We start from the raw sequence: 25,978 nt of genomic DNA, 5'->3' as shown, positions 1-25,978 counted from the left end.
CGTGACACGCAAGACGGTGCGTATCGCCATGAACGGTGTGACCGGCCGCATGGGCTACCGCCAGCACCTCGTCCGCTCCATCCTGGCCATCCGCGAGCAGGGCGGCCTCGACCTGGGCGGCGGCACCGTGCTGTGGCCGGAGCCGGTCCTGGTCGGCCGCCGCGAGCACGCGCTGCGGGAGCTGGCGGGGCGGCACGGGCTGGAGCACGTCTCGACGGACCTGGACGCGGTGCTCGCCGACGAGAGCGTCGAGATCTACTTCGACGCCCAGGTGACCTCGGCCCGCGAGGAGGCGATCAGGAAGGCGATCGCCGCGGGCAAGCACGTCTACACCGAGAAGCCCACGGCCACCGGCCTGGACGGCGCCCTGGAGCTCGCCCGCCTGGCGAACGACGCGGGCATCAGGCACGGCGTCGTCCAGGACAAGCTGTTCCTCCCCGGCCTGCTCAAGCTCAAGCGCCTGGTCGACGGCGGCTTCTTCGGCCGGATCCTGTCCGTCCGCGGAGAGTTCGGCTACTGGGTCTTCGAGGGCGACTGGCAGGAGGCCCAGCGCCCGTCCTGGAACTACCGCGCCGAGGACGGCGGCGGCATCGTCGTCGACATGTTCCCGCACTGGGAGTACGTGCTGCACGAGCTGTTCGGCCGGGTGCGGTCCGTGCAGGCCCTGACCGCCACCCACGTCCCGCGGCGCTGGGACGAGAACGGCAAGCCCTACGAGGCCACCGCCGACGACGCCGCGTACGGCGTCTTCGAGCTGGAGGGCGGCGCGATCGCCCAGATCAACTCGTCCTGGGCGGTGCGCGTCAACCGTGACGAGCTGGTCGAGTTCCAGGTCGACGGCACCGAGGGCTCCGCGGTCGCGGGCCTGCGCGGCTGCCGCGTCCAGCACCGCTCCGCCACCCCCAAGCCGGTCTGGGACCCGGACGTCCCGGCCACCGAGGTCTTCCGCGACCAGTGGCAGGAGGTCCCGGACAACGGCGAGTTCGACAACGGCTTCAAGGCCCAGTGGGAGCTGTTCCTGCGCCACGTCTACGCCGGCGCCCCGTACCACTGGGACCTGCTGGCCGGCGCCCGCGGCGTCCAGCTCGCCGAACTGGGCCTGAGGTCCTCGGCCGAGGGCCGCCGCCTCGACGTACCGGAGATCTCCCTGTGACCCTGCACCTCCCCGACGCGAACGGCACCCTGCGCGCCTACGAGCCGCGCACCGACCCCCTGACCCTTTCTTCGGCAAGCGCTTTCACCTCCCGTACGGTCTTCTCGGCGGCGCACGTCGTCGCCGACCCGTACGCGGACACCACACCGGACGGCCCCGCCGCCGTCGACTGGGACGCCACGCTCGCCTTCCGCCGCCACCTGTGGTCCCACGGGCTCGGCGTCGCCGAGGCGATGGACACCGCCCAGCGCGGCATGGGCCTCGACTGGGAGGGCGCCGCCGAACTGATCCGCCGGTCCGCCGCCGAGGCGAAGGCGTGCGGCGGCCGCGTCGCCTGCGGAGTGGGCACGGACCAGCTCACCACCGGCACCCTCGCCGAGGTCCGGGCGGCCTACGAGGAACAGCTCGCGGTGGTGGAGGAGTCGGGCGCGCAGGCCGTCCTGATGGCCTCCCGCGCCCTCGCCGCCGCGGCCCGGGGCCCCGAGGACTACATGGAGGTGTACGGCCACCTGCTGCGCCAGTCCGCCGAGCCGGTGATCCTGCACTGGCTGGGCCCGATGTTCGACCCGGCGCTGGAGGGCTACTGGGGCTCGTGCGACCTCGACGCGGCCACGGAGACCTTCCTGGAGGTCATCGCCGCCCACCCCGGCAAGGTCGACGGCATCAAGGTCTCATTGCTGGACGCCGGGCGCGAGATCGGCCTGCGCCGCCGCCTGCCGCGCGGGGTGCGCTGCTACACGGGCGACGACTTCCACTACCCCGAGCTGATCGCGGGCGACGCGGAGGGCTTCAGCCACGCCCTCCTCGGCATCTTCGACCCGCTGGGCCCGCTGGCCGCCGAGGCGGTGCGCGTCCTGGACACGGGCGACACGGAGGGCTTCCGCGCCCTCCTCGACCCCACGGTGCCCCTGTCCCGCCACCTCTTCCAGGCCCCCACCCGCTACTACAAGACGGGTGTGGTCCTCCTGGCCTGGCTCGCGGGTCACCAGAGCCACTTCACGATGGTGGGCGGCCTCCAGTCGGCCCGTTCCCTGCCGCACCTCGCCCGCGCCTACGAACTCGCCGACGGCCTCGGCCTGTTCCCGGACCCGAAACTGGCGGAGGAACGGATGCGGACCCTTCTCGCGCTGCACGGAGTGGACCGGTGACCGGCCTCGGACGCTTCAGCGTCAACCAGATGACGGTCAAGCAGCTCTCCCTGCCCGAGCTGACCGCGGCCTGCCGCGACCTGGGCATCGGCAACGTCGGCCTGTGGCGCGAGCCCGTCCAGTCATACGGCGTCGAGGCGGCGGCCGCGCTGGTCCGCGACGCGGGCCTGCGCGTCACCACCCTGTGCCGGGGCGGCTTCCTGACGGCGACCGACCCCGCCGAACGCGCCAGGGCCCTCGCCGACAACCGCAGGGCCGTCGACGAGGCCGCCACCCTCGGCACCGACACCCTGGTCCTGGTCTCGGGCGGTCTCCCGCCCGGGTCAAAGGACCTGAGCGCGGCCCGCGAACGCATCGCCGACGCCCTGTCCGAACTCGCCCCGTACGCCGAACGGCACGGCGTCCGCCTCGCCATCGAGCCGCTGCACCCGATGTTCGCCTCCGACCGCTGCGTGGTCTCCACCCTCACCCAGGCCCTGGACCTCGCCGAACGCTTCCCGGCCCACCAGGTGGGCGTCACGGTCGACACGTACCACGTCTGGTGGGACGACCGGGCCCCCGCCGAGATCGCCCGCGCCGGTGCGGCCGGCCGCATCCACAGCTTCCAGCTCGCCGACTGGACGACCCCCCTGCCCGAGGGCGTCCTCAACGGCCGGGGCCAGATCGGCGACGGCGCGATCGACATGCGCGAGTGGAAGACCCGCGTGGAGTCGGCGGGCTACACGGGCCCGATCGAGGTCGAGCTCTTCAACGAGGCCCTGTGGTCCCGGGACGGCCGTGAGGTACTGGCGGAGACGGCCCGCCGCTTCGTGGAACACGCGGCGTAAGTCACCGTCCGAGCCGGCCGGTGACGTGTCACGCCGTCCCGCAACGGCCGCGGAGGAGCTCCACGCCGTCGCCCTCGAGATCGTCGCAGCAGGCCGCGCGACCGGTCATGGCCATCACCAGGGAGACGGTGGGGCCGGACACGAGGGGTCCGGAACCGGCCGCGAAGGGGCCGTCGTCCGCCACGAGTCCCAGGCCGGCGACGCGCCCCTTGGCGACGACCACCATGTCCGAGCCCCGGTAGTACTCGGCCACCTGCGTGACGACCTCGATCGGGTGGTCGCGGCGGATGCCGAGCGGGCGCCGGATGTCCTCTCCGTGCACGATCGTCTCGCCCAGCATGGCGATGGCGGGCAGGGGCGGCTTGGTCCTGCTCGGGACGATGCGCCGGAAGCGTTCGAGGGTCTCGTCCGGGCCCTCTCCGAGCTGCTCGGCCAGCCGCACGGCCACCTGCTTGTCGAAGTCGAACCGGCAGCGGATCACTCCCGCCAGCCAGCTCACGGGGGTGAGGCTCGCGCCCGCGGTCAGGTGCGCCAGTACCTCCCGCACCGTCAGTCCGGCGCAGAGCGAGGGCGTCGCCCACTGCTCGTCCGTCAGCTCCGCGAGGTCGGCGGCCAGCGCGGCTCGCTCGGCGTGGATCGAGGGCCAGATCCCGGTCTCGCGGTTGCGGTCCGCTGTCAGTGCCGGATCAGTCATGAGGGCTGGACTCCTGTCGGGGACGGTGATCGGGCCGCCCCCGGCCCGGTCGACGGACGTCCGGCAGGGGGCGCTCCCGAAGGAGACTCCGGCTCCGGGGCGAAGTCATCGCCGGTGAGCGAAGAAGGATACGGAACTCGGCGGGCTCTGCTGTCGATCCGGTCGTGTCCCGTTCGACGTACCGATGTGGGGCACCTCGCCCCACGAGGAGAGACGGGACGCACACGATGGACCAACTGCTGAGAGTCATGAACTTCAACGTGTCGAGCGACGGGATCGGCGCCGGCGAGAACCAGAGCCTGGAGTGCCCGTTCGGCCTCCCGAGTCCGGAGAGGCTGTTCTCCTGGGCCGGCGCCACGGCGAGCTGGCCGATGCGCACCGACCCCGGGGGGAGCCGAGGGATCGACGACTACTTCACGCGGGACTTCGCACGCAACATCGGCGCCGAGATCATGGGCCGCAACAAGTTCGGCCCCCAGCGCGGGCCCTGGCGGGACCACGACTGGCAGGGCTGGTGGGGGGACGAGCCCCCGTTCCACACCCCGGTGTTCGTCCTGACCCACCACCCGCGCCCTTCGATCACCCTCTCCGACACCACGTTCCACTTCGTGGACGGCAGCCCGGCCACGGTCCTGGAACAGGCACGGGAGGCGGCCCGGGGCAAGGACGTCCGGCTCGGCGGCGGCGTCACCACCATCCGCGAGTTCCTCGACGCCGACCTGGTCGACACCCTCCACGTGGCGGTCTCCCCGGTGAAGCTCGGCACGGGCCTGCGCCTGTGGGAGTCCCCCGAGGACCTCCTCGACCGCTTCCACCTGGAAACCGTCCCCAGCCCGAGCGGCGTGACGCACCACTTGTTCTGGCGGAGGTGAGCCGAGGGGCGGCTCAGTCGTCCCAGAACGCCCAGAAGACGCCGATCTCCGTGTCGGACACAGCGACGAGCCCACAGTCAGTGATGTAGACGGAAAGGCAGTCCCACTCCGTGTCGGGGTTCAGGAGGTCGGCGTTGGGGTCTCTGCGGGCCTCGGCGGCATTCGTGAAGAATCGACTGTTGGCGCCGAACCGCGACAGAATCGTGCGTGCGCTCCGGAAGAGTCCTTCCTTTCGCTGCTCGAAATCAGGGATGCTGGAAGCCTGGTACAAGTCGCCTTGCAGGGCCACCAGGAGCCGACCGGCCGATTCCACTCCGACCTCGTGCAGCGACGCCCCGGTCTCCTCGGGACTCCAGGGGAAGAACGGTGAGTTCGTCCCACCGCGGTTCTCGTTGTCGGGCGCGTAATTGAGCGAGGCCCAGTGTCGTGGATCGACAGCCTTGAGAGCCATGAGCGCGGTCATGTCACGGCGCCAGTCGTCATGACGCCTGGGACCCACCTGAGCGAAGGTCCAGCCGCCACCGAACAGATCGAGCAGGGCCGATTTCCAGGAGTCGGCGTCGACAACGGGTTCTTCCTCCGGCACGGCGTTCCTTTCATGCGTTGGGCGGGACTCCTGTTCAGCGGCTGCGGAAGCCCTCACCGGCCTCCCGGCGAGAATTTTCGCCGCCCCGTGCAACCCTCCCCGCCCCCCGCGGGTCGTACGGGGCGTCAGGACGCCTGCGGGGGAGATCCGGGGGGATCGCGGGGGTCCGAGGGGGAGGAATTCGGGAGGGTCCGGTCGGTGACCGGGCCCTCCCGGCTGTCCGGGGGCCCTCGGGTCAGGAGGGTGCGGGCACCGCGGTCTCGGGGGCCGCGACGACGTGGAGGCCGTCGCGGTGGATCCGCTCGCGGCCCCACTCGCCGAGGGGGCGCAGTGCCTCGTTGAGTGCCGCGCCCGACTCGGTCAGGGAGTACTCCACCCTCGGCGGCACTTCCGCGTAGACCCGGCGGTGGATGAGGCCGTCCTCTTCCATCTGGCGCAGGTGCTGCGTCAGCATCTTCTCGCTCACGCCCGGCAGCGCCCGCCGCAGCTCGGCGAAACGCCGGATGCCGTGGGCCTCCAGCTCCCACAGGACGAGGCCCTTCCACTTACCGCTGACGACGTCGAGCGCGGCGTCGATGCCACAGATGTAGGGACCGTTGCGGGACGCCTTCGCCATGGATCCTCCTCACTTACCAAAAGGTAAGTACCGCAGTAAATAGTGGGTACTTCCGCGACGATACAGCGTTCCGCAGCATGGTCGTCGTGCCCGAATCAACGAGAAACCCCGCCCAGCCGACCGACGTCAGCATGCTCGGCCTCGGCGCGATGGGCCGCGCGCTGGCGACCGCGTTGCTCGACGCCGGCCGCTCCGTCACCGTCTGGAACCGAACCCCCGACCGCGCCGCCGAGCTGGTGGCCCGCGGCGCCCGTGCCGCGGGCTCGGTCGGCGAGGCCGTGGCGGCGAGCCCGGTGGTCGTCGCCTGCCTGCTCAAGTACCCCTCGGTCCGCGAGACCCTCGACCCGGCCGCCGAGGAGCTGCGCGGCCGCACCCTCGTCAACCTCACGACCACCACGCCGAACGAGTCCCGCGCACTCGCCGCCTGGGCGGCCGGACACGGCGTCGAGTACCTCGACGGCGCCATCATGGCCGTACCCGCCATGATCGGGTCCGGGGAGGGCCAGATCTTCTACAGCGGCTCGCGGACGGCGTACGACACCCTCCGGCCGGCCTTCGGCGTCTGGGCCGCGAGCGAGTTCCACGGCGAGGACGCCGGCCGGGCGTCGCTCGTGGACCTGGCCATGCTGTCCGGGATGTACCAGATGTTCGCGGGCTTCCTCCACGGCGCGGCGATGGCCGCCTCCGCGGGGATGAGCGCGTCCGAGTTCGCCGCCCGGCAGACCCCGTTCCTGTCCGCCATGACCCAGGAGTTCGCCGGCTACGCGAAGGTCGTCGACGGCGGCGACTACACCGTCCCGGGCCAGCAGAGCCTGGACTTCTCCGACCTGTCGGACCTGGTGCGCGCCAGCGAGGAGGAGGGCGTCGATCCCTCCCCGATCGCCGCCGTCCAGGCGCTGATCAGCCGCCAGAAGGAGGCCGGTCACGGCGCGGAGGGCTTCGCGAGGATCTACGAGGGCCTGCGCGCCGCCGGCTCCGCCGAGGAGGACGCCGCATGAACGCCACCCCCGTCACGCTCCTCGGACTCGGCCCGATGGGCCAGGCCATGGTCCGTACGCTGCTCGCCGCCGGCCACCCGGTCACCGTGTGGAACCGCACCGCCGCCCGGGCCGACGCCGTCGTGGCCGAAGGCGCCGTCCGGGCCGCCTCGCCCGCCGACGCGGTCGCCGCGAGTGAGCTGGTGATCCTCAGCCTCACCGACTACGACGCGATGTACGACGTCCTGGGGCCCGCGGCCGCGGAGCTGGCCGGCCGCACCGTCGTCAACCTCAGCTCGGACACCCCCGACCGGGCCCGCGAGGCCGCCGCCTGGGCGGCCGGGCACGGGGCGCGCTTCGTGACCGGCGGCGTGATGGTGCCCGCGCCGATGGTGGGAACCGAGGCCGCCTACGTGTACTACAGCGGCCCGGCGGAGGCCTTCGAGGAGCACCGCGCGGTACTGACCCGGATCGGAGCCCCGCGCCACCTCGGCGAGGACCCCGGCCTGGCGCAGTTGATGTACCAGGCGCACCTCGACGTGTTCCTGACGAGCCTGTCGGCGCTCATGCACGCCACCGCGCTGCTGGGCTCGGCCGGGATCACCGCGACGGAGGCGGTCTCGGAGCTGATGTCGACCCTGACGGACATCCCGGCGATGCTCCGGGCCGGTGAGAACGTCGGCGCGCAGATCGACGCCGGCGAGCACCCGGGCCATCTGAGCACGGTGGCCATGATGGGCGCGACGACGGACCACATCGTCGCCACCAGCGCCGCCCTCGGCATCGACCTCGCGCTCCCGCGCGCCGTCCAGGCGCACTACCACCGCGCGATCGCCGACGGTCACGGGAAGGACAACTGGACCCGCATCGTCGACGGCATCCGGACACCGGGAACGGACGCGCAGGGCCGCCGTCCCTGACGTCCGGCCCCACCCGCCGCGCGCCTCGTGTCCTCCCGGTCGTCGTCCCGGGAGGACACGCCCGCGTCGCGTCCGGCTAGAAGAACACCCCGCAGCGCAGCAGCACGTTCGCGTACGGGCGGGCCTCGCCGGTGCGGACCACCAGGCGGGCGCCGGCCGAGAGTTCCTTCAGGCGTTCGTGCGGGACCAGCCGCAGGTCCGGGCAGCGCTCGTCGAGCAGTGCGGCGGCTTCCGCGTTGGCCTGCCGTACCTCCGCCGCCGCCGTCGCACCCTCGATCACCAGCTCGTCCAGCAGGCCGTCCAGCACCTCGGCGAAGGACGGCACCCCGGCGCGGAAGGCCAGATCGACGACGCGGGGGCCGTCGGGGACGGGCATCCCGGCGTCGCACACCAGCACGCCGTCGCCGTGGCCGAGTCCGGCGAGCGCCCCGGCCAGGTGGCGGTTGAGTATCCCGGCCTTCTTCACCGTGCCTCCCCCCGCGTGACCGCCCCGCTCACAGCGCGTCGACCTCCGCCGCCGTCGGGTACGACACCTGCGCCCCCGCCTTCGTGACGGCGGCCGCCCCGACCCGCGCCGCGTACGCCGCGGCCGCGGCGAGCGACTCGCCCGTGCCCAGCCGCCAGGCCAGCGCCGCCGTGAACGCGTCCCCGGCGCCCGTCGTGTCCACCGCGTCCACCTTCACGGACGGCACACGGGTGACGCCCTCGGCGGCCGAGGCGACCAGCGCGCCCTCCGCGCCCAGGGTCACGACCACCGAACGCGGCCCCTTGGCCAGCAGGAGACGGGCCCAGTCCTCGGGACGCCCGCTCACACACGCGTCGCCGAGGATCACCTTCGCCTCGTGCTCGTTGACGATCAGCGGGTCGCAGGCCGCCAGCACCTCCCGCGGCAGCGGGCGCGGCGGCGAGGGGTTCAGCACGAAGCGGCTGCCCGGCGCCAGGCTCCGGGTGACCTCCACGACCGATTCCAGCGGGATCTCCAACTGCGCCGACACGACCCGCGAGGCCTGGAACAGACTCGCGGCGGCGCGCACGTCCTCCGGCGCCAGCCGGCCGTTCGCGCCCGGCGAGACCACGATGCTGTTGTCCCCGGACGGGTCGACGGTGATCAGCGCGACGCCGGTCGGCGCACCGCCCACCAGCACACCGACGGTGTCGACGCCCGCCTCCCGCTGCGAGTCCAGCAGCAGCCGGCCGTGGGAGTCGTCGCCGACCCGGGCCAGCAGGGCCGTACGGGCGCCCAGCCGGGCGGCGGCCACCGCCTGGTTCGCGCCCTTGCCGCCCGGGTGGACGGCCAGGTCGGAGCCGAGCACCGTCTCGCCCGCGCCGGGCCGCCGCTCGACACCGATCACCAGGTCGGCGTTGGCCGATCCGACGACCAGAAGGTCGTAGTCGTACATGAATCGCTCCCCGTTCCGGGTGAGTCCGAGTAGATCCGAGTGAAGGACGAGTGAATGACGAGTGCATACGAGTCAGGAGGGCGGGCGGTCGTGGTGACCGCCCGCCCGTGCGCACGTCCGTGCGCCCGTGTCAGCCCTCGAAGCCGGCCACGTTCTCCTTGGTGACCACCTTCACCGGCACCTTCACCATCTTCTCCACCTTCTTGTCCTCGGCGGCCCGCAGCGCGTTCCGCACGGCGATCCGGCCCAGTTCCTTCGGCTGCTGCGCGACGGACGCGTACAGCGTGCCCGCCTCGACCGCCTTCAGCCCGTCCGGCGTGCCGTCGAAGCCGACGACCTGGACCGACTTGCCTGCCTTGGAACCGAGCGCCTTGATCGCGCCGAGCGCCATCTCGTCGTTCTCGGCGAAGACACCGTTGATGCCGGGGTGGGCCTGCAGCAGGTTCGTCATCACGTCCAGGCCCTTGGTGCGGTCGAAGTCCGCGGGCTGCTTGGCGACGACCTTGATGCCCGGGTAGGCCTTCAGACCGGCCGCGAAGCCCGCCCCGCGCTCCCGGCTGGCGGAGGTGCCGGCCTGGCCCTGGAGGATGACGATCGTGCCCTTGCCGCCCAGCTTCTCGGCCAGCGCCTTGGCGCCCAGCGCGCCGCCCTCGACGTTGTCGGAGGCCACCAGCGCGGACGTGTCCGCCTTGTTGACGCCGCGGTCCACGGCGACGACCGGGATGTCGGCCTTGTTCGCGCCGCGCACCGCGGGACCGGCGGCGTCGGAGTCCACCGGGTTGACGATGATCGAGGAGAGCGAGCCGCTGGTGAAGTTCTGGAGCTGGTTGGCCTGCTGCGAGGCGTCGTTCTGCGCGTCGGTGACCGTCAGGTCCACGCCGAGCTTCTTCGCCTCCTCCTGGGCACCGGCCCGGATCTGCACGAAGAAGGGGTTGTTGAGCGTCGACAGCGACAGGCCGATCTTCTGCGACTTCCCGGCCGACGAGCCGTTGTGCAGCAGCGAGGTGGCGCCGACGACCGCCACGGCCACGACCGCTGCGATCACATAGGTGAGGGCCTGCCTGGCCCGGCCCCCGTCACCGGACGCCCCGGCCGCGGGAGTGGTCGCGCCCGCCTTGCGCCGCAGCGTGTCCAGCAGCACCGCGAGTGCGATGACGACACCGATGACGACCTGCTGCCAGAACGCGGAGACGGACAGCAGGTTGAGGCCGTTGCGCAGCACCGCGAGGATCAGCGCGCCGATCAGCGTGCCCGACGCCTTGCCGGTGCCGCCGGCCAGCGAGGCACCGCCGATGACGACGGCGGCGATGGCGTCCAGCTCGTAGCCCTGCGCGGCCTGCGGCTGCGCGGAGGACAGCCGGGAGGCGAGCACGATGCCCGCGGCCGCGGCGAACAGCCCGGAGAAGGCGTAGATGGCGAGCTTCTGCCGCTTCACGCGCAGGCCGGACAGCCGCGCGGCCTCCTCGTTGCCGCCGATGGCGTACATGGAACGGCCGATGTAGGTCCGGCCGAGGACGAACGCCGTGATCAGACCCATCACGATCATCACGAGCACCGGCACGGGCAGCCAGCCGCCGAGCGTGTCACCCAGGTGGGAGACCGAGTCCGGGAAGGCTATGGGCGAGCCCTGCGAGATGACGAGAGACAGACCGCGGCCCACCGACAGCATGGCGAGCGTCGCGATGAACGGCGGCAGCTTCCCGTACGAGATGAGGAAGCCGTTCACCAGACCGCACGCGATACCGGTCGCCACCGCGAGGACCACGGCCAGGAAGACCGGCATCCCGGCCTCGGTGGCGCTCCACGCCAGCACGGTGGCCGACAGCGCGGCGACCGAGCCCACCGACAGGTCGATGCCCGCCGAGACGATGACGAAGGTGACGCCGAAGGCGAGGATCGCGGTGACGGCGGCCTGGACGCCGACGTTGAGGAGGTTGTCGGCGGTCAGGAAGTCCCCGGACAGCGCCGACATGGCGACGACGAGGACGATCAGCGCGGTCAGCGCGCCGTTGTCGAGCAGCAGGCGGCGCAGTCCGCCCGAGGCGCCCTGCGCGCCCGGCTTGCTCTTGAGCGAGTCAGTGGCCACGGGAGGCCTCCGTTCCGTTGCTGTGGGGGGTACTGACGGCGAGCGCCATCACGGCGTCCTGGGTGGCCTGTTCGGCGGGGAGTTCGCCCGCGACGCGGCCCTGCGCCATGACGACCACGCGGTCGCTCATACCGAGCACCTCCGGCAGGTCGCTGGAGATCATCAGGACGGCGGCACCGGCGGCCGTCAGTTCGTTGACGAGCTGGTAGATCTCGACCTTGGCACCGACGTCGATGCCGCGCGTCGGCTCGTCGAGGATCAGCACCCTGGTGTCGGCCAGCAGCCACTTGCCGATGACGACCTTCTGCTGGTTGCCGCCGGACAGGGTCCGCACGTGCTGCCCGAGACCGGCCATCCGCACGCCGAGCTGCCCGGCGATCCGCCGTGCCGCCTCGTGCCGGCCCCTGAGGTCCACCAGTCCCGCGCGGGAGGTGGACCTCAGGGTCACCAGGCCGAGGTTCTCCTCGACGGAGGCGTCCAGCAGCAGTCCCTGACCCTTGCGGTCCTCGGGGACGAGCCCGATCCCGGCGGCCATCGCGGCGTTCACGTCGTGCCGCCGCAGCGGTGTGCCCGCCACGCGCACGACACCGGCGTCGTAGGGGTCGGCGCCGAACACGGCGCGTACGACCTCGGTGCGCCCGGCGCCGACGAGGCCCGCGATGCCGACGACCTCACCGGCCCGCACCTCGAAGCTGACGTCGTGGAAGACGCCGTCGCGCGTCAGCCCCTCGACCGCGAGCAGCGCCTCGCCGGCGTCGCCGCGTTCACGCGGGTACTGCTGCTCGATGGAGCGCCCGACCATGAGGCGCACCAGCTCGTCCTCGGGCGTGGAGGCGGGCACCTGGCCGACACTGCGGCCGTCGCGGATGACGGTGACGCGGTCGCCGAGGGCGGCGATCTCCTCCAGGTGGTGGGTGATGAAGACGATGCCGACCCCGTCCTCGCGCAGCCGCCGCACGATGGCGAAGAGCTTGTCGACCTCCTCGGAGGTCAGCACGGCGGTCGGCTCGTCCATGATCAGTACGCGGGCGTCCAGGCTGAGCGCCTTGGCGATCTCGACCATCTGGAGCCGCGCGATACCGAGTTCGCGCACCCGCGCGCGCGGCGACACGTTCACGCCGACCCGCTCCAGGAGCACCGCGGCGTCCGCCTCCATCTTCTTCCGGTCGATCATCCCGAGCCGGCGCGGCTGGCGCCCCAGGAAGATGTTCTCGGCGACCGTCAGATCGGGGACGAGGTTGAACTCCTGGTAGATCGTGGCGATGCCGAGCCGCTCGGAGTCCTGCGCGCCGTTGATGCGCACCTCCTCGCCGTCGGCCAGGATCCGCCCGGCGTCGGGTGTGTAGGCGCCGGAGAGCATCTTGATCAGCGTGCTCTTGCCCGCGCCGTTCTCGCCGAGGAGCACGTGCACCTCGCCCCGGCGCAGGTCGAAGTCGACACTGTCGAGCGCGACGACACCGGGGAAGGTCTTGCGGATGCCCTCGATGCGCAGCAACTCGTCCGGATCACGGCTGCTCACGGCGTACTCCTTCGTACGGGGGAGGGGGACAGAGGGCGCCGGCCGGCCGCTTCGCCGCACGAGCGGCGCACGACGAGCCGGGCGGGCAGGGTGACGGACTCGCCCGGCCGCCCTTCGATGCGGTCGATCAGCGCGCGCACCGCGGCCCGCCCGAGGTCGCCCGTGGGCTGGGCGATCGCGGTGACCGGCGGGTCGGTGTGCACGAACCAGCGGATGTCGTCGAACGCGGCGAGGGCGATGTCGTCGGGGACACGCAGCCCGCGCGCGCGTACGGCGTCCAGGGCGCCGAGCGCCATCAGGTTGTCGGCGGCGAAGACGACCTCGGGCGGCTCGGGCAGGTCGAGGAAGCCCTCGGTGACCCGGCGCCCGCTGCCGGCCTGGAAGTCGCCCTGGCCGATGTAGGCGTCCGGGAGGTCGAGCCCGTACGCGCCGAGCGCCTCGCGGAAGGCGTCCACGCGTTCGCGGCCGGTCGTGGTGGCGGCCGGCCCGGCGATGATGGCGAGCCGCCGGTGCCCGAGCCCGTGCAGGTGGGCGACCAGGTCCCGCACCGCCGCCCGCCCGTCCGAGCGGACGACGGGCACGTCGACGCCGGGGATCCAGCGGTCGACGAAGACCATGGGCGTCCCGGCGCGGGCCGCGTCGAGCATGCGCGGGGAGCCGCCGTCGGTGGGGGAGACGAGGAGCCCGTCGATACGGCGGTCCAGCAGCGTGGTGACGTGGTGGTCCTGGAGGTCGGGCCGCTCGTCGGCGTTGCCGATGATCACGCTGTAGCCGAGCGCGCGGGCCTCTTCCTCGACGGAGCGGGCCAGTTCGGTGAAGTACGGGTTCAGCACGTCGCTGATGACCAGGCCGAGGGTGCGGGTCTGGGCGGTGCGCAGGGACCGGGCGACGGCGTTCGGGCGGTAGCCCAGCGTCTCGACGGCGGCGAGCACGCGGGTGCGTGCCTCCGCGCTGACGGACGGGTGGCCGTTGAGGACGCGCGAGACCGTCGCGACGGAGACGCCCGCTTCGGCCGCGACGTCCTTGATGCTCGCCATCGTCGTTTCCACCTCCTCGTGGAATCGATTACACCGAGGATTGGAATCGATTACACGGGAGGGTGGCAAGAGGGGGCGGGGTGGCTGAAACCCAATCGTGACCGAAAAGGGCCGCCGGTGGACGGGGACGGGGCCGCACGCGCGGCGGCCCGGACCCGGATCGTCACGATCCCGGTCCGGGCCGCGCCGGACGCGCCGGGCGGGTCAGCTCATCGCGGCGGCGAACATGCCGGCCTCGTAGGAACCGCCCTTCTGGTGCGTGATCACGGCGAGCCGGTTGGCCGCGTTGATCACGGAGACCAGGCAGATCAGGGCGGCGAGCTGGTCGTCGTCGTAGTGCTTGCGCGCCAGGGCCCAGGTCTCGTCGGACACGCCCTCGTGGGCGTCGGCGAGCCGGGTGCCCTCCTCGGCGAGCGCCAGCGCGGCCCGCTCGGCCTCGGTGAACACCGTCGACTCGCGCCAGGCGGCGACCAGGTGGAGCCGGACGGCCGACTCGCCCGCGGCCGCGGCCTCCTTGACGTGCATGTCGATGCAGTGGCCGCAGCCGTTGATCTGGCTGGCGCGCAGGGACACCAGTTCCTGCGTGGACCGCGGCAGCGGCGACTGGTGGAGGATCTGCGCGAGGCCCGCGAAGCGCTTGGCGAACCGGCCGGCGAGCTCGTTCTCGAAAAGGTTGAAACGGGTGTCCATGGTCTCGTCCTCACTTCGTGCTCGTACGGAACGAACACGAGATGCCGACGCCCCGCCCGGTGTGACAGGACGGCGGTGTGACGTGGACCATGGGGCGCGGGTGTCACAGAACGGCGCCGGCCGGCGTCCTGTGCGCATGACACCGTTGAAGGCGTACGAGGGGGAGCTGCCGGTGACGACCGAGCACGGCGGGCGGGAACAGGGCGAGGCGGAGCGGTCCGGCACCGGGCGGGCGGACCCGGCCACGGAGGCCTTCGTCACCCATCGCAATCTGCTCTTCACCGTCGCCTACGAGCTGTTGGGCTCGGCCGCGGACGCCGAGGACGTCCTCCAGGAGACCTGGCTGCGGTGGGCGGGCGTCGACCTCGCCGCGGTGCGCGACCGGCGCGCGTACCTGGTGCGCATCACCACCCGGCAGGCGCTGAGCCGGCTGCGCACGCTGGGCCGCCGCAAGGAGTCCTACGTCGGTCCCTGGCTGCCGGAGCCGCTGCTGACCGCGCCGGACGTGGCCGAGGACGTGGAACTGGCCGACAGCGTCTCGATGGCGATGATGCTGGTCATGGAGACGCTCACGCCGACCGAGCGGGCGGTGTTCGTGCTCCGCGAGGTCTTCGACCTGGACTACGACGAGATCGCCGAGGCCGTCGACAAGAGCCCGGCGGCCGTCCGCCAGACCGCGCACCGGGCCCGCGCGCACGTGGCGGCACGCCGTCCGCGCGGCGCCGTCTCACCGGCCCAGACCCGGCACGCGCTCGACGCGTTCCAGCGGGCGGTCGAGACGGGCGACCTCCAGGGCCTGCTCGACATCCTCGCGCCGGACGTCGTGCTGGTGGGCGACGGCGGCGGCGTCAAGCAGGCCATCCTGCGGCCCGTCACGGGCGCCGACAAGGTGGCCCGGCTCCTGATCGGCGGGCTGGTGAAGCAGGCCGCCGAGGTGACGATGGCGGCGGCCGAGGTGAACGGCCGCCCGGCCCTGCTCATGCGGCTGGACGGCGAGCTGGACACGGTGATGGCCGTGCGCTTCGACGACGGCCGCATCTCCGGGCTGTACGCCGTGCGGAACCCGGAGAAGCTGACGGGGATGCGACGGGAGAGGGTGCTGCACCGCTGAGGGGACGTCACCCCTGCGGCCGGGCGCGCCGGTTGGAGCGGCGGCGCGGAAATCGAGGTGCCGGCACCGGGCGTGCCTGCCTACCCTCGGCCCCATGCGCCGCGGAGCCTGCCTGCTGAACGTCATCGACGTGGAAGCCACCTGCTGGGACGGTCAGCCGCCCCCCGGCTCCGTGAGCGAGATCATCGAGATCGGTCTGACCGTCGTGGACGTGCCGGCAGCCCGCCGCGTGTCCCGGCACCGCCTCCTGGTCCGCCCCGTCCGGTCGGCCGTGAGCGACTTCTGCACCGCACTGACCGGCCTGACGCGGGCCGAGGTGCAACGAGGCGTCACCTTCGCCGAGGCCTGCCGGATCCTCGTCGAGGAGCACGGGGCCGGGGAGCGCCCCTGGGCGAGCTGGGGCGAGTACGACCGCCGGCAGTTCGCCCGGCAGTGCCGGGCCGACGGGGTGGCCTACCCGTTCGGCTTCCCGGCGGAACGCAGCCACACCGACGCCAAGGCGGTGTTCGCCGCGGCCCACGGGCTTGGCAGGAAGCCCGGCATGGACCAGGCCCTGCGGATCGCCGGACTGCCGCTCGAGGGACGCCACCACCGCGGCGAGGACGACGCGTGGAACATCGCCGCGCTCGTCCTCGACCTGCTGGGCCGCGGGGCATGGCCGGCCACGGCCGAACGGCCCGGACGCCATCCGAAGTTGCCACCACCCGCACCCGAGAAAACCGCTGTCGCCGTGCCCGCCGAGGACGCAGACTCGTCGCATGGCTGACATGGGGGCGTTCCGGGACGCGGTCACGGCGTGGGCGGCGGGGGGCCCCGGCGGGCCCGCGCGGGAGCTGGCGGGGCGCCTGTCCGTCCGTACGGCCGTCCTGCTGGAGGGGCTGAGCGACGCGGCGGCGGTGGACGCGCTGGCCGCGCGCCGGGGCCGGGACCTGGCGGCGGAGGGGATCTGCGTCCTGCCGATGGGCGGCGCGATGAACGTCGGCCGTTTCGCGGGCCTGCTCGGGCCGTCCGGCCTGGGCCTGCGCCTCACGGGACTGTGCGACGAGCGGGAGCGGGGCTACTACGTCCGCGCCCTGGACCGGGCGAGCCAGGCACCGGACGGCCTGTTCGTCTGCGCGGCCGACCTGGAGGACGAACTCGTCCGCGCGCTGGGCGTGGAGCGGGTGACGGACCTGGTCGAGGCGGAGGGCGACCAGCGCGCACTGCGGACCTTCCTCCGGCAGCCCGCGCAGCGGGACCGCACCGCACGGCAGCAACTGCGCCGCTTCCTCGGCACCAAGAAGGGCCGCAAGATCCACTACGGCCGTGTCCTCACCGAGGCCCTCGACCCGGCCGGCGTCCCCGCCCCGCTCGCGGGCCTGTTCGCCGCGCTCTGACGCCGGCACGGGCCGTCACGCGGGTTCCGGCCGGGCCTTCTCCCGCGCCCACCGCCAGAGCGCCGATTCCCTGTGGTCGTCCACGAACGCGCTGCCGAGCGGCCCGACCCGGTCGATGGCCCCGGCGGTGCGCGGGTCGTCGCGCAGGGCGAGACCGTACGCGGCCTCCAGGCGCGTGATCCGGTCGTCGTCGTCCAGCAGCGCGAACAGGGCGTCGGCGACCGCGGGCGTACGGTCCCGGCAGGAGGCCAGGAGCGCCGCTGCCTCGCCCCGCAGCCGGGCGTCCGGGCCGCCGGCCAGGCCGATCAGCGCCCGCACGGCCGGGGCGAGAAGGCCGGCGTCGGACACGGCCGGCCGGCAGGCACCGGCCCGCACCACCGCGTCCCGGTCCCGCAGGAGGCCGAGCAGCGCGGTCCGCGCCCCCGGCGTGAGGGAGGCACCCTCGGCCGGGAAGAAGAGGTCGGGAACCTCCCGCCGTACCCGGGGGTCGGGGTGTCCGGCGTGGCGCAGTCCGGCGCTCTCCCGGCCGTCGTGCTCGTACTCGGCGTAGGCGTCGAGCACCCTCGCGAGCATCCCGGGGTCCGACTCCCGCGCCGCCCAGTCGGCCAGGAAGGCACCTTCCCGCTCCGCGTACGGGGAGTCGTGCACGACGATTCCACGGGTGCGCAGGTACTCCGCCACGAAGCGGCGGTGCGCCGGATCGGGGTGGTGGCGGTGGGCCACCACCGCCGACCAGGTCTCGGGGCTGCGGCGCTGGAGCAGCACCCAGACCACCTCCCACCACGTGGCGTGGTCCTCGTCGGGCAGGCCGGCGGCGCGGGCTATCAGCTCGTCCACGGGGGTCAGCACACGGAAGGCCCACTCCAGCACGGTCAGGACACCGCCGTGCCCGGCCCGTACGACGAGGCCGCCGAGCGAGACCTGCTCGACCCAGTGGTACGCGTCCACGTCGTCGGACACCCGCACCGTCCCGGCCGGCCCCGGCGCACCCGTCCGGCGCCGCAACTCCTCGGCGGCGCCCGTCTCGTACCAGCTCCGGGCCAGACCGAGGAGCCGCTCCCGCGTCTCGTGCGGCAGCCGCAGCCGGGGCTCGTCGCCGAGGACGGCCGTGACGACGGCCGGAGAACCGCCGTCGACGGCACGCCACAGGGGGGTGGTCCCGTCCGGCAGCACCCGGTCGGGATCGGCCCCGGCCTCGACCAGCGCGTCGGCGACGGCGGAGTCGTACGCCGCGACGGCGGCGCACAGCACCGGCAGCCCGTCACCGCCCCGCGCGTCCGGATCGGCCCCCTCACCGAGCAGCGCCCGCACCGCTTCGGCGTCCATCGCACCCACCGCCGCCACGAGCCGCCGGTCCAGCTCACTGTCGCTCACGTACCGCCCCTCCCGCCGTTCACGCTCGCCGAGCCTGGACGACCTACCCCGGGCGCGGCAAGCGCATTCCGGTCCGTGGTCCGCCCGCCGCCGGACGGCGCCGCACCGGAGCCCTGGGCCCACCGCCGGATCACGGCGAGGGCCACCGCCCGGTCGGCGCCGGGGAGGTCCGCGACGGTGACGTGGTGGTTGCCGCCCGGCACCCACAGCGCCCGACTGTCACGGCCACCGGGCCGGAAGGACTCGGCGACGGACGGGTCCTGGCCGCCGTTGACGAAGAGCACCCGGTCGCCGCGCTCGCGCACCCACTGGTCGATGTCGCGCATGGCCCCGGCGTCGAAGCGCATGGGGACGGCGCGGGGCACGAAGCTGCGGGGCTCGATGGCACCCGGATACCGCAGCAGCCCGTCGAGGTGGGCCGTGGGGACGTTCAAGTAACCGAGCTGCGTGCTGAGTTGGTACCAGTAGGGGATGTAGTGCCGGGCCGTGGAGTCGGCGTACAGGGGCAGGCCGGCCGTGTCCTCGGACACCTCGAGCAGCGCCCGATCGGCCGTTCCTCGATGACCCGCAGGCCCGGCAGCGCCCGCAGGGCGTCCACCACGCCACCGGTGCCCGGCCCTGCGCGGTCCGCGGCCCGGGCGGGCAGTGCGGCCAGGCCGGCCGCCGAGGCCGCCGACGCGGCGGTGGTGAGCAGACGTCCGGCCTGCCGCGGTGGCGCGGGCGAGGGCGCGCAGAGGGCACCGGCGGCGCCGGACAGCCACTCCCGCCACGGGGAACGGCCGCGTCGCCAGTCGTCGCCGAGACGGGACGGCGTCGGGAAAAACGGCCGGTGCTCTCGGTCCGCGGCGGTGGCGAAAGGCCCCGCCCGACGGCACCCCACCCCCTGTCTCACCCCACCGGTACCGTCGGATCATGGCCAACCAGTCCGCAGGCACCCCCGGGGAGCGTCGGCTCGCCGTCGTGGAGGGGGTTCTCGAGCGCATCACCTACGCCAACGAGGAGAACGGGTACACCGTCGCCCGCGTGGACACCGGCAGGGGTGCCGGCGATCTGCTCACCGTCGTCGGGGCGCTGCTCGGCGCGCAGGTGGGGGAGTCGCTGCGGATGGAGGGCCGCTGGGGGTCCCACCCCCAGTACGGCAAGCAGTTCCACGTCGAGAACTACACGACGCTGCTCCCGGCCACCGTCCAGGGCATCCGGCGTTACCTCGGCTCCGGACTGGTCAAGGGCATCGGCCCCGTCTTCGCCGATCGCATCACCCAGCACTTCGGCCTCGACACCCTGACCGTCATCGAGGAGGAGCCCAAGCGGCTCATCGAGGTCCCCGGTCTCGGCCCCAAGCGGACGAAGAAGATCGCCGACGCCTGGGAGGAGCAGAAGGCGATCAAGGAGGTCATGCTCTTCCTCCAGACGGTCGAGGTGTCCACGTCGATCGCGGTCCGCATCTACAAGAAGTACGGGGACGCCTCGATCTCCGTCGTGAAGAACCAGCCCTACCGCCTCGCCGCCGACGTCTGGGGCATCGGCTTCCTCACCGCCGACAAGATCGCCCAGTCCGTCGGCATCCCCCACGACAGCCCGGACCGGGTGAAGGCCGGACTGCAGTACGCGTTGTCGCAGGCCACCGACCAGGGCCACTGTTACCTCCCCGAGGAGAAGCTGATCGCCGACGCGGTCAAGCTGCTCCAGGTCGACACCGGCCTGGTCATCGAGTGCCTCGCCGCACTGGCCGCCGAGCCGGAGGAGGACGGCGAGGACCCCGGCGTCGTACGGGAGAAGGTCCCCGGCCCGGAGGGCGGCGACCCCGTCACCGCCGTGTACCTCGTGCCGTTCCACCGCGCCGAGCTGTCCCTCGCCTCCCAGGTGCGACGCCTCCTGCGCACCGACGAGGACCGGCTGCCCGCCTTCCGGGGCGTGGCGTGGGACAAGGCGCTGGGCTGGCTGAAGGGCCGTACGGGTACCGAGCTGGCCCCCGAGCAGGAGGCCGCCGTCAGGCTCGCGCTGACCGAGAAGGTCGCCGTCCTCACCGGCGGACCGGGATGCGGCAAGTCCTTCACGGTCAGGTCCGTCGTGGAGCTGGCCCGCGCCAAGAAGGCCAAGGTGGTCCTCGCCGCCCCGACCGGCCGCGCCGCCAAGCGCCTGGCCGAGCTGACCGGCGCCGAGGCGTCCACGGTCCACCGCCTGCTGGAACTCAGGCCCGGCGGCGACGCGGCCTACGACCGGGACCGCCCGCTCGACGCCGACCTGGTCGTGGTCGACGAGGCGTCCATGCTGGACCTGCTGCTCGCCAACAAGCTGGTCAAGGCGGTGCCCCCGGGTGCCCACCTGCTCTTCGTCGGGGACGTCGACCAGCTCCCCAGCGTCGGCGCCGGAGAGGTGCTGCGCGATCTGCTGGCCGAGGGCAGCCCCGTCCCGGCCGTCCGCCTCACCCGCGTCTTCCGCCAGGCACAGCAGTCCGGCGTGGTGACCAACGCCCACCGCATCAACGCCGGGCAGCACCCCGTCACCGACGGCATGAAGGACTTCTTCCTCTTCGTCGAGGACGACACCGAGGAGGCCGGGCGGCTCACGGTGGACGTGGCGGCCCGGCGGATTCCGGCCAAGTTCGGCCTCGACCCGCGCCGGGACGTGCAGGTCCTCGCCCCCATGCACCGCGGCCCCGCCGGCGCCGGCACGCTGAACGGCCTCCTCCAGCAGGCCGTCACCCCGGGCCGCCCCGACCTGCCCGAAAAACGGTTCGGCGGCCGGGTTTTCCGCGTGGGGGACAAGGTCACCCAGATCCGTAACAACTACGACAAGGGGGAGAACGGTGTGTTCAACGGCACTGTGGGCGTGGTCACCTCGCTCGACCCGGTGGACCAGCGCCTCACCGTACTGACGGACGAGGACGAGGAGGTCCCGTACGAATTCGACGAACTGGACGAACTGGCCCACGCCTACGCGGTGACCATCCACCGCTCCCAGGGCAGCGAGTACCCGGCGGTGGTGATCCCCGTGACCACCGGCGCCTGGATGATGCTCCAGCGGAACCTGCTGTACACGGCGGTCACCCGGGCCAAGAAGCTGGTCGTCCTCGTCGGCTCGCGCAGGGCGATCGGGCAGGCGGTGCGCACGGTCTCCGCCGGGCGGCGCTGCACGGCGCTCGACTTCCGGCTCGCGGGCTCGTGAACCGCAAGCTCCGCGCTTCCGTGCCCCGCCATCAGTAAAAAAATGATCGATCAAATGAGTCGCAAAGGTCACAGTGCTCTTCCGGAACCACGGGAGAGCGGGCAGGATGGGCAAGTTGGCGGCACTGAGTGCCGCGAATAGGCCCGATGGTCGACCCCGAGTGCACTCTCCTGAGCCAAGTGGGGGATGGTAGAGACAGTCAGGGCACCTCGAAGATGAGGCACTACGTCGGTGAGGGAAGACGTGAGCGACAACTCTGTAGTACTGCGGTACGGCGACGACGAGTACACCTACCCGGTGATCGACAGCACCGTCGGTGACAAGGGCTTCGACATCGGGAAGCTCCGCGCCCAGACCGGGCTGGTCACGCTGGACAGCGGTTACGGCAACACCGCCGCCTACAAATCCGCCATTACGTACCTGGACGGCGAGGCGGGCATCCTCCGGTACCGGGGATACCCGATCGAGCAGCTTGCCGAGCGCTCCACCTTCCTGGAGGTCGCCTACCTGCTGATCAACGGTGAGCTGCCGACCGTCGACCAGCTCGCCGGCTTCAAGGGCGACATCACGCAGCACACCCTGCTGCACGAGGACGTCAAGAACTTCTACAAGGGCTTCCCGCGCGACGCCCACCCGATGGCCATGCTGTCGTCGGTCGTCTCGGCGCTGTCGACGTTCTACCAGGACAGCCACAACCCGTTCGACGAGCGTCAGCGCAACCTCTCCACGATCCGGCTGCTCGCCAAGCTCCCGACGATCGCGGCGTACGCGTACAAGAAGTCGATCGGCCACCCGTTCGTCTACCCGCGCAACGACCTGGGCTACGTCGAGAACTTCCTGCGCATGACCTTCTCGGTCCCCGCCCAGGAGTACGACCTGGACCCGACGGTCGTCGCGGCCCTCGACAAGCTGCTGATCCTGCACGCGGACCACGAGCAGAACTGCTCGACGTCCACGGTCCGCCTGGTCGGCTCCTCGCAGGCGAACATGTTCGCCTCGATCTCCGCCGGCATCAACGCGCTGTGGGGCCCGCTGCACGGCGGCGCCAACCAGTCGGTGCTGGAGATGCTGGAGGGCATCCGCGACTCCGGCGGCGACGTCGACTCCTTCATCCGCAAGGTGAAGAACAAGGAGGACGGCGTTCGCCTGATGGGCTTCGGCCACCGGGTCTACAAGAACTTCGACCCGCGCGCCAAGATCATCAAGGCCGCCGCGCACGACGTGCTCTCCGCCCTCGGCAAGTCCGACGAGCTGCTGGACATCGCCCTGAAGCTGGAGGAGCACGCGCTCTCCGACGACTACTTCGTCTCGCGCAGCCTCTACCCGAACGTCGACTTCTACACCGGTCTGATCTACCGGGCCATGGGCTTCCCGACCGAGATGTTCACGGTCCTGTTCGCCCTCGGCCGGCTGCCGGGCTGGATCGCCCAGTGGCACGAGATGATCAAGGAGCCGGGTTCCCGCATCGGCCGCCCGCGCCAGATCTACACGGGCGTCGTCGAGCGCGACTTCGTCCCGGTCGAGGAGCGCTGAGCACTCTTCCCCGGGCTCACGGGCCTCGTGCCCGACGCGTCGTCGTCGGGTGCGGGGCCCGTCGTCGCGCCGCCGCACAGCAGAAGGCGCCCCGGCGCCGGTCCCCCCACGGGCCGACGACCAGGGCGCCTTCCCATGTCCCGGTGCGGATTCCCCCCACGGGATCCGGCCGGGCGTCTGTGAGGACAGCGCCTGAATCGCTGTGTCGAGCACCGCGGGCCGAACCCGCCGTGCTCCGTGTACCGCTCGTACCGTGTGCTGCTCACGTGCCGGCTTCGTCTGCGGTCTGCCGGGACAGCGCACGCCCGGGAGGGCCGCTCAAAGCTTCCCGGTGTACGTGTCCCGGCAACGCATCTCTGGAGAAGTCCCCCAAGACATCCCCAGATGTCAGGTGGCGCCCCCCAAGACGCTGCCTGACATCGCCAACTTAGACCGTCGAACCCCTTCGATGGTTACGTTCGCATCACTGTGATCTGCGTCTCTTGCAAATGTCCGTTACGTACATAAGTGTCCCGATGCTCTGAACGAGGCACCGACGTAAGGAAGATGCGCGAGCCTTGTGAAGAGCTTATGTGAGGTACGTGCCGGACTCCAGAGGCACTTCGCCACACTTCACCCCGCGGTCTCAGCGAAACGTGCGCAGCCGGAGACTGTTGGTGACCACGAACACCGACGAGAAGGCCATGGCCGCACCGGCGATCATCGGGTTCAGCAGCCCCGCCGCGGCCAGCGGCAGCGCGGCCACGTTGTAGCCGAAGGCCCACACGAGATTGCCCTTGATCGTGGCCAGGGTGCGCCGGGACAGCCGGATCGCGTCCGCCGCCACCCTGAGGTCCCCGCGCACCAGCGTCAGGTCGCCCGCCTCGATCGCCGCGTCGGTCCCCGTGCCCATCGCCAGCCCCAGATCGGCGGTGGCGAGCGCGGCGGCGTCGTTGACCCCGTCCCCGACCATGGCGACCGTACGGCCCTCGTCCCGGAGCCTTCGGACCGCGTCGACCTTGCCCTCGGGCAGGACCTCCGCGATCACCTCGTCGATGCCGACGGTCCGGGCCACCGATTCCGCGACCCGCCGGTTGTCGCCGGTCAGCAGCACCGGCGACAGGCCCAGTCGGCGCAGCTCGGCCACCGCCTCGGCGCTGGTCTCCTTCACGGTGTCCGCGACGGCGACGACCCCGCGCGCCTCGCCGTCCCAGCCGACGACGACCGCCGTACGGCCGTCCCGCTCTGCCTCCTCCTTGGCGCGGGCCAGCTCGGGCGGCAGGCCGTCGCCGAGGCGCCCCACGCTCACCTCGTGGCCCTCCACGCGCCCGCGGACGCCGCGCCCGGGGACGTTCACGAAGTCCTCCACGCCCGGCAGCGCACCGGCCCGCGCCTCGGCGCCCGCCGCGATCGCCCGGGCCACCGGGTGCTCGGAGGCGTGCTCGACGGCGCCCGCGAGCCGCAGCAGCTCCTTCTCGTCGGTGCCCTCGGCCACGTACACCTCGTGGAGGCTCATGCGGCCGGTGGTGACCGTGCCGGTCTTGTCCAGGACGACCGTGTCGACGCGCCGCGTGGACTCCAGCACCTCCGGGCCCTTGATGAGGATGCCGAGCTGGGCGCCCCGGCCCGTGCCGACCAGCAGCGCGGTCGGCGTGGCGAGGCCGAGCGCGCAGGGGCAGGCGATGATCAGGACGGCGACGGCCGCGGTGAACGCGGCGACCGTGTCCCCGGTGGCGCCCAGCCAGCCGCCGAAGGTGCCGGCCGCGATCAGCAGCACGACGGGCACGAAGACGCCGGAGATCCGGTCGGCGAGCCGCTGCACCTCCGCCTTGCCGCTCTGCGCGTCCTCCACCAGCTTCGCCATCCGGGCCAGCCGGGTGTCGGCGCCGACGCGGGTCGCCGCGACGACCAGCCGGCCCCCGGCGTTGACCGTGGCACCGGTGACGGCGTCTCCGACGGTCACGTCCACCGGCACCGACTCGCCGGTCAGCAGCGAGGTGTCCACGGCGCCGGCGCCCTCGACCACCGTGCCGTCGGTGGCGATCTTCTCGCCGGGGCGGACGACGAACCGGTCGCCGACGGCCAGCCGGGACACGGGGACGCGCACCTCCCGCCCGTCGCGCAGCACGGCCACGTCCTTGGCGCCCAGCTCCATCAGCGCCCGCAGCGCGGCACCGGCGCGGCGCTTGGAGCGGGCCTCCAGCCAGCGGCCGAGGAGCAGGAAGGCGGTGACGCCCGCGGCGGCCTCCAGGTAGATGGCGGAGGCGCCGTCGGTGCGGGAGACGGTGAGGTCGAAGCCGTGCCGCATGCCCGGCATCCCGGCGTCCCCGAAGAACAGCGCCCACAGCGACCAGCCGAACGCCGCGAGCGTGCCGAGGGAGACCAGGGTGTCCATGGTGGCCGCGCCGTGCCGGAGGTTGGTCCAGGCGGCGCGGTGGAAGGGCAGCCCGCCCCAGACCACGACGGGCGCGGCCAGGGTCAGCGAGAGCCACTGCCAGTTGTCGAACTGGAGCGCCGGAACCATGGCCGCCAGGACGACGGGGACGGCGAGGAGGGCCGAGACGACGAGGCGCTGGCGCAGCGCGGACAGCTCCGGGTCGCCCTCCTCGCCGGCTGCCGGCGCGTCGTCGGGCTCCGCGGGCGGCGCGGGTTCCTCGGCGGTGTAACCGGTCCTGACGACGGTGGCGATCAGGTCGGCGACCGGCGTGGCCGCGGGGAAGGTGATCCGGGCCTTCTCTGTCGCGTAGTTCACCGTGGCGCTCACGCCGTCCATGCGGTTGAGCTTCTTCTCGACGCGGGCGGCGCAGGAGGCGCAGGTCATCCCGCCGATGAGCAGTTCGACCTCGGCGAGGTCCTGCTCGGCGGCCGCGGGGGTCCTGGCGGGGGTGCTGGTCATGTCGTGCTCCAGGGGG

General features: G+C 72.5%; 23 protein-coding genes. 11 read left to right on the top strand and 12 right to left on the bottom strand.

Annotated features, from left to right (window positions below):
* Position 1 precedes the first annotated feature (1 nt).
* The 3 genes from ACH499_RS04355 to ACH499_RS04345 are packed head-to-tail and all read left to right on the top strand — an operon-like array spanning position 2 to position 3,128.
* The gene (locus tag ACH499_RS04355; protein ID WP_399013756.1) at positions 2-1,153 is read left to right on the top strand and encodes a Gfo/Idh/MocA family protein; all 1,152 of its coding nucleotides are present in this window, start codon (positions 2-4) and stop codon (positions 1,151-1,153) included.
* Complete coding sequence (locus tag ACH499_RS04350; protein WP_399013754.1) at positions 1,150-2,301, top strand: dihydrodipicolinate synthase family protein; 1,152 nt, start codon at positions 1,150-1,152, stop codon at positions 2,299-2,301. The genes ACH499_RS04355 and ACH499_RS04350 overlap by 4 nt, the downstream gene beginning before the upstream one ends.
* Positions 2,298-3,128 carry a sugar phosphate isomerase/epimerase family protein gene (locus ACH499_RS04345; protein WP_356196467.1) on the top strand — a complete coding sequence of 277 codons (831 nt, stop codon included), beginning with the start codon at positions 2,298-2,300 and terminating at the stop codon, positions 3,126-3,128. The genes ACH499_RS04350 and ACH499_RS04345 overlap by 4 nt, the downstream gene beginning before the upstream one ends.
* A 28-nt stretch (positions 3,129-3,156) precedes the next feature.
* On the opposite strand, the gene ACH499_RS04340 is transcribed toward ACH499_RS04345, so the two are convergent.
* Positions 3,157-3,822 (bottom strand): maleylpyruvate isomerase family mycothiol-dependent enzyme, encoded by a 666-nt coding sequence (locus tag ACH499_RS04340; RefSeq protein ID WP_399013752.1) that lies wholly within the window; start codon positions 3,820-3,822, stop codon positions 3,157-3,159.
* 227 nt (positions 3,823-4,049) lie between these two features.
* Here ACH499_RS04340 and ACH499_RS04335 point away from each other — a divergent pair, with 227 nt between their 5' ends.
* Positions 4,050-4,694 (top strand): dihydrofolate reductase family protein, encoded by a 645-nt coding sequence (locus ACH499_RS04335; RefSeq protein ID WP_399013750.1) that lies wholly within the window; start codon positions 4,050-4,052, stop codon positions 4,692-4,694.
* Between the two features lie 13 nt (positions 4,695-4,707).
* Here ACH499_RS04335 and ACH499_RS04330 read toward each other — a convergent pair whose 3' ends face one another.
* Together ACH499_RS04330 and ACH499_RS04325 are read right to left on the bottom strand one after the other, a co-directional pair.
* Entirely contained in the window at positions 4,708-5,280 is a 573-nt protein-coding gene (locus tag ACH499_RS04330) for a hypothetical protein (RefSeq protein WP_399013748.1), read from the bottom strand.
* Between the two features lie 235 nt (positions 5,281-5,515).
* Positions 5,516-5,896 (bottom strand): helix-turn-helix domain-containing protein, encoded by a 381-nt coding sequence (locus ACH499_RS04325; RefSeq protein WP_356196474.1) that lies wholly within the window; start codon positions 5,894-5,896, stop codon positions 5,516-5,518.
* Between the two features lie 86 nt (positions 5,897-5,982).
* On the opposite strand from ACH499_RS04325, the gene ACH499_RS04320 reads away from it, so the two are divergent.
* On the top strand, positions 5,983-6,894 hold the full coding sequence (locus ACH499_RS04320; protein WP_399013746.1) for an NAD(P)-dependent oxidoreductase: 912 nt from the start codon (positions 5,983-5,985) through the stop codon (positions 6,892-6,894).
* The gene (locus ACH499_RS04315) at positions 6,891-7,793 is read left to right on the top strand and encodes an NAD(P)-binding domain-containing protein (protein ID WP_356196478.1); all 903 of its coding nucleotides are present in this window, start codon (positions 6,891-6,893) and stop codon (positions 7,791-7,793) included. The genes ACH499_RS04320 and ACH499_RS04315 overlap by 4 nt, the downstream gene beginning before the upstream one ends.
* A gap of 76 nt (positions 7,794-7,869) precedes the next feature.
* Here the strand turns inward: ACH499_RS04315 and rbsD are convergent, their stop codons facing one another.
* From rbsD to ACH499_RS04285, 6 genes are all read right to left on the bottom strand, one after another.
* Positions 7,870-8,259 (bottom strand): D-ribose pyranase, encoded by a 390-nt coding sequence (gene rbsD / locus ACH499_RS04310; protein WP_399013744.1) that lies wholly within the window; start codon positions 8,257-8,259, stop codon positions 7,870-7,872.
* A gap of 28 nt (positions 8,260-8,287) precedes the next feature.
* Positions 8,288-9,193: a ribokinase gene (locus ACH499_RS04305; RefSeq protein WP_399013742.1), complete on the bottom strand. Its 906-nt coding sequence runs from the start codon at positions 9,191-9,193 to the stop codon at positions 8,288-8,290.
* A gap of 130 nt (positions 9,194-9,323) precedes the next feature.
* Complete coding sequence (locus tag ACH499_RS04300) at positions 9,324-11,279, bottom strand: substrate-binding domain-containing protein (protein WP_399013740.1); 1,956 nt, start codon at positions 11,277-11,279, stop codon at positions 9,324-9,326.
* Positions 11,269-12,798, bottom strand: coding sequence for a sugar ABC transporter ATP-binding protein (locus ACH499_RS04295; RefSeq protein WP_356196486.1), 1,530 nt, complete (start codon positions 12,796-12,798; stop codon positions 11,269-11,271). Before ACH499_RS04295 ends, ACH499_RS04300 begins: the two co-directional genes overlap by 11 nt.
* Positions 12,795-13,835 carry a LacI family DNA-binding transcriptional regulator gene (locus ACH499_RS04290; RefSeq protein ID WP_356196488.1) on the bottom strand — a complete coding sequence of 347 codons (1,041 nt, stop codon included), beginning with the start codon at positions 13,833-13,835 and terminating at the stop codon, positions 12,795-12,797. Before ACH499_RS04290 ends, ACH499_RS04295 begins: the two co-directional genes overlap by 4 nt.
* A gap of 204 nt (positions 13,836-14,039) precedes the next feature.
* On the bottom strand, positions 14,040-14,525 hold the full coding sequence (locus tag ACH499_RS04285) for a carboxymuconolactone decarboxylase family protein (protein WP_399013737.1): 486 nt from the start codon (positions 14,523-14,525) through the stop codon (positions 14,040-14,042).
* Between the two features lie 136 nt (positions 14,526-14,661).
* Between ACH499_RS04285 and ACH499_RS04280 the strand changes: the two genes are divergently transcribed.
* From ACH499_RS04280 to ACH499_RS04270, 3 genes are all read left to right on the top strand, one after another.
* Positions 14,662-15,636: an RNA polymerase sigma-70 factor gene (locus ACH499_RS04280; RefSeq protein WP_399013735.1), complete on the top strand. Its 975-nt coding sequence runs from the start codon at positions 14,662-14,664 to the stop codon at positions 15,634-15,636.
* 94 nt (positions 15,637-15,730) lie between these two features.
* Positions 15,731-16,402, top strand: a complete 672-nt coding sequence (locus ACH499_RS04275; protein ID WP_399013733.1) for an exonuclease domain-containing protein — start codon at positions 15,731-15,733, stop codon at positions 16,400-16,402.
* Entirely contained in the window at positions 16,395-17,012 is a 618-nt protein-coding gene (locus ACH499_RS04270; protein ID WP_356196497.1) for a TOPRIM nucleotidyl transferase/hydrolase domain-containing protein, read from the top strand. Before ACH499_RS04275 ends, ACH499_RS04270 begins: the two co-directional genes overlap by 8 nt.
* Positions 17,013-17,027: 15 nt before the next feature.
* On the opposite strand, the gene ACH499_RS04265 is transcribed toward ACH499_RS04270, so the two are convergent.
* Positions 17,028-18,386 carry an ankyrin repeat domain-containing protein gene (locus ACH499_RS04265; RefSeq protein ID WP_399013731.1) on the bottom strand — a complete coding sequence of 453 codons (1,359 nt, stop codon included), beginning with the start codon at positions 18,384-18,386 and terminating at the stop codon, positions 17,028-17,030.
* On the bottom strand, positions 18,383-18,916 hold the full coding sequence (locus tag ACH499_RS04260; RefSeq protein WP_399013729.1) for a hypothetical protein: 534 nt from the start codon (positions 18,914-18,916) through the stop codon (positions 18,383-18,385). Before ACH499_RS04260 ends, ACH499_RS04265 begins: the two co-directional genes overlap by 4 nt.
* Before the next feature lie 382 nt (positions 18,917-19,298).
* Between ACH499_RS04260 and ACH499_RS04255 the strand changes: the two genes are divergently transcribed.
* Positions 19,299-21,554, top strand: coding sequence for an ATP-dependent RecD-like DNA helicase (locus ACH499_RS04255; protein WP_399013727.1), 2,256 nt, complete (start codon positions 19,299-19,301; stop codon positions 21,552-21,554).
* A 243-nt stretch (positions 21,555-21,797) separates the two neighbouring features.
* A complete protein-coding gene (locus tag ACH499_RS04250) occupies positions 21,798-23,087 on the top strand; it encodes a citrate synthase (RefSeq protein ID WP_356196508.1) in 1,290 nt (429 codons plus the stop codon).
* 625 nt (positions 23,088-23,712) lie between these two features.
* Here the strand turns inward: ACH499_RS04250 and ACH499_RS04245 are convergent.
* Positions 23,713-25,962, bottom strand: coding sequence for a heavy metal translocating P-type ATPase (locus tag ACH499_RS04245; RefSeq protein WP_399013725.1), 2,250 nt, complete (start codon positions 25,960-25,962; stop codon positions 23,713-23,715).
* Positions 25,963-25,978: the final 16 nt, after the last annotated feature.

The sequence above is a fragment of the Streptomyces sp. NPDC018947 genome (genome assembly GCF_044390505.1).
In the GTDB taxonomy this organism is placed as follows: Bacteria; Actinomycetota; Actinomycetes; order Streptomycetales; family Streptomycetaceae; genus Streptomyces.
Note: the sequence above shows the minus strand (reverse complement) of the source record. Positions and strands in the feature narration are given on the sequence as shown.

Bases quoted from the DNA above. Each gene is read 5' to 3' on its own strand.
- ACH499_RS04340 (WP_399013752.1), bottom strand. From the start codon at position 3,822: ATGACTGATCCGGCACTGACAGCGGACCGCAACCGCGAGACCGGGATC.
- ACH499_RS04335 (WP_399013750.1), top strand. From the start codon at position 4,050: ATGGACCAACTGCTGAGAGTCATGAACTTCAACGTGTCGAGCGACGGG.
- ACH499_RS04325 (WP_356196474.1), bottom strand. From the start codon at position 5,896: ATGGCGAAGGCGTCCCGCAACGGTCCCTACATCTGTGGCATCGACGCC.
- ACH499_RS04315 (WP_356196478.1), top strand. From the start codon at position 6,891: ATGAACGCCACCCCCGTCACGCTCCTCGGACTCGGCCCGATGGGCCAG.
- ACH499_RS04305 (WP_399013742.1), bottom strand. From the start codon at position 9,193: ATGTACGACTACGACCTTCTGGTCGTCGGATCGGCCAACGCCGACCTG.
- ACH499_RS04290 (WP_356196488.1), bottom strand. From the start codon at position 13,835: ATGGCGAGCATCAAGGACGTCGCGGCCGAAGCGGGCGTCTCCGTCGCG.
- ACH499_RS04285 (WP_399013737.1), bottom strand. From the start codon at position 14,525: ATGGACACCCGTTTCAACCTTTTCGAGAACGAGCTCGCCGGCCGGTTC.
- ACH499_RS04280 (WP_399013735.1), top strand. From the start codon at position 14,662: ATGACACCGTTGAAGGCGTACGAGGGGGAGCTGCCGGTGACGACCGAG.
- ACH499_RS04275 (WP_399013733.1), top strand. From the start codon at position 15,731: ATGCGCCGCGGAGCCTGCCTGCTGAACGTCATCGACGTGGAAGCCACC.
- ACH499_RS04270 (WP_356196497.1), top strand. From the start codon at position 16,395: ATGGCTGACATGGGGGCGTTCCGGGACGCGGTCACGGCGTGGGCGGCG.
- ACH499_RS04255 (WP_399013727.1), top strand. From the start codon at position 19,299: ATGGCCAACCAGTCCGCAGGCACCCCCGGGGAGCGTCGGCTCGCCGTC.
- ACH499_RS04245 (WP_399013725.1), bottom strand. From the start codon at position 25,962: ATGACCAGCACCCCCGCCAGGACCCCCGCGGCCGCCGAGCAGGACCTC.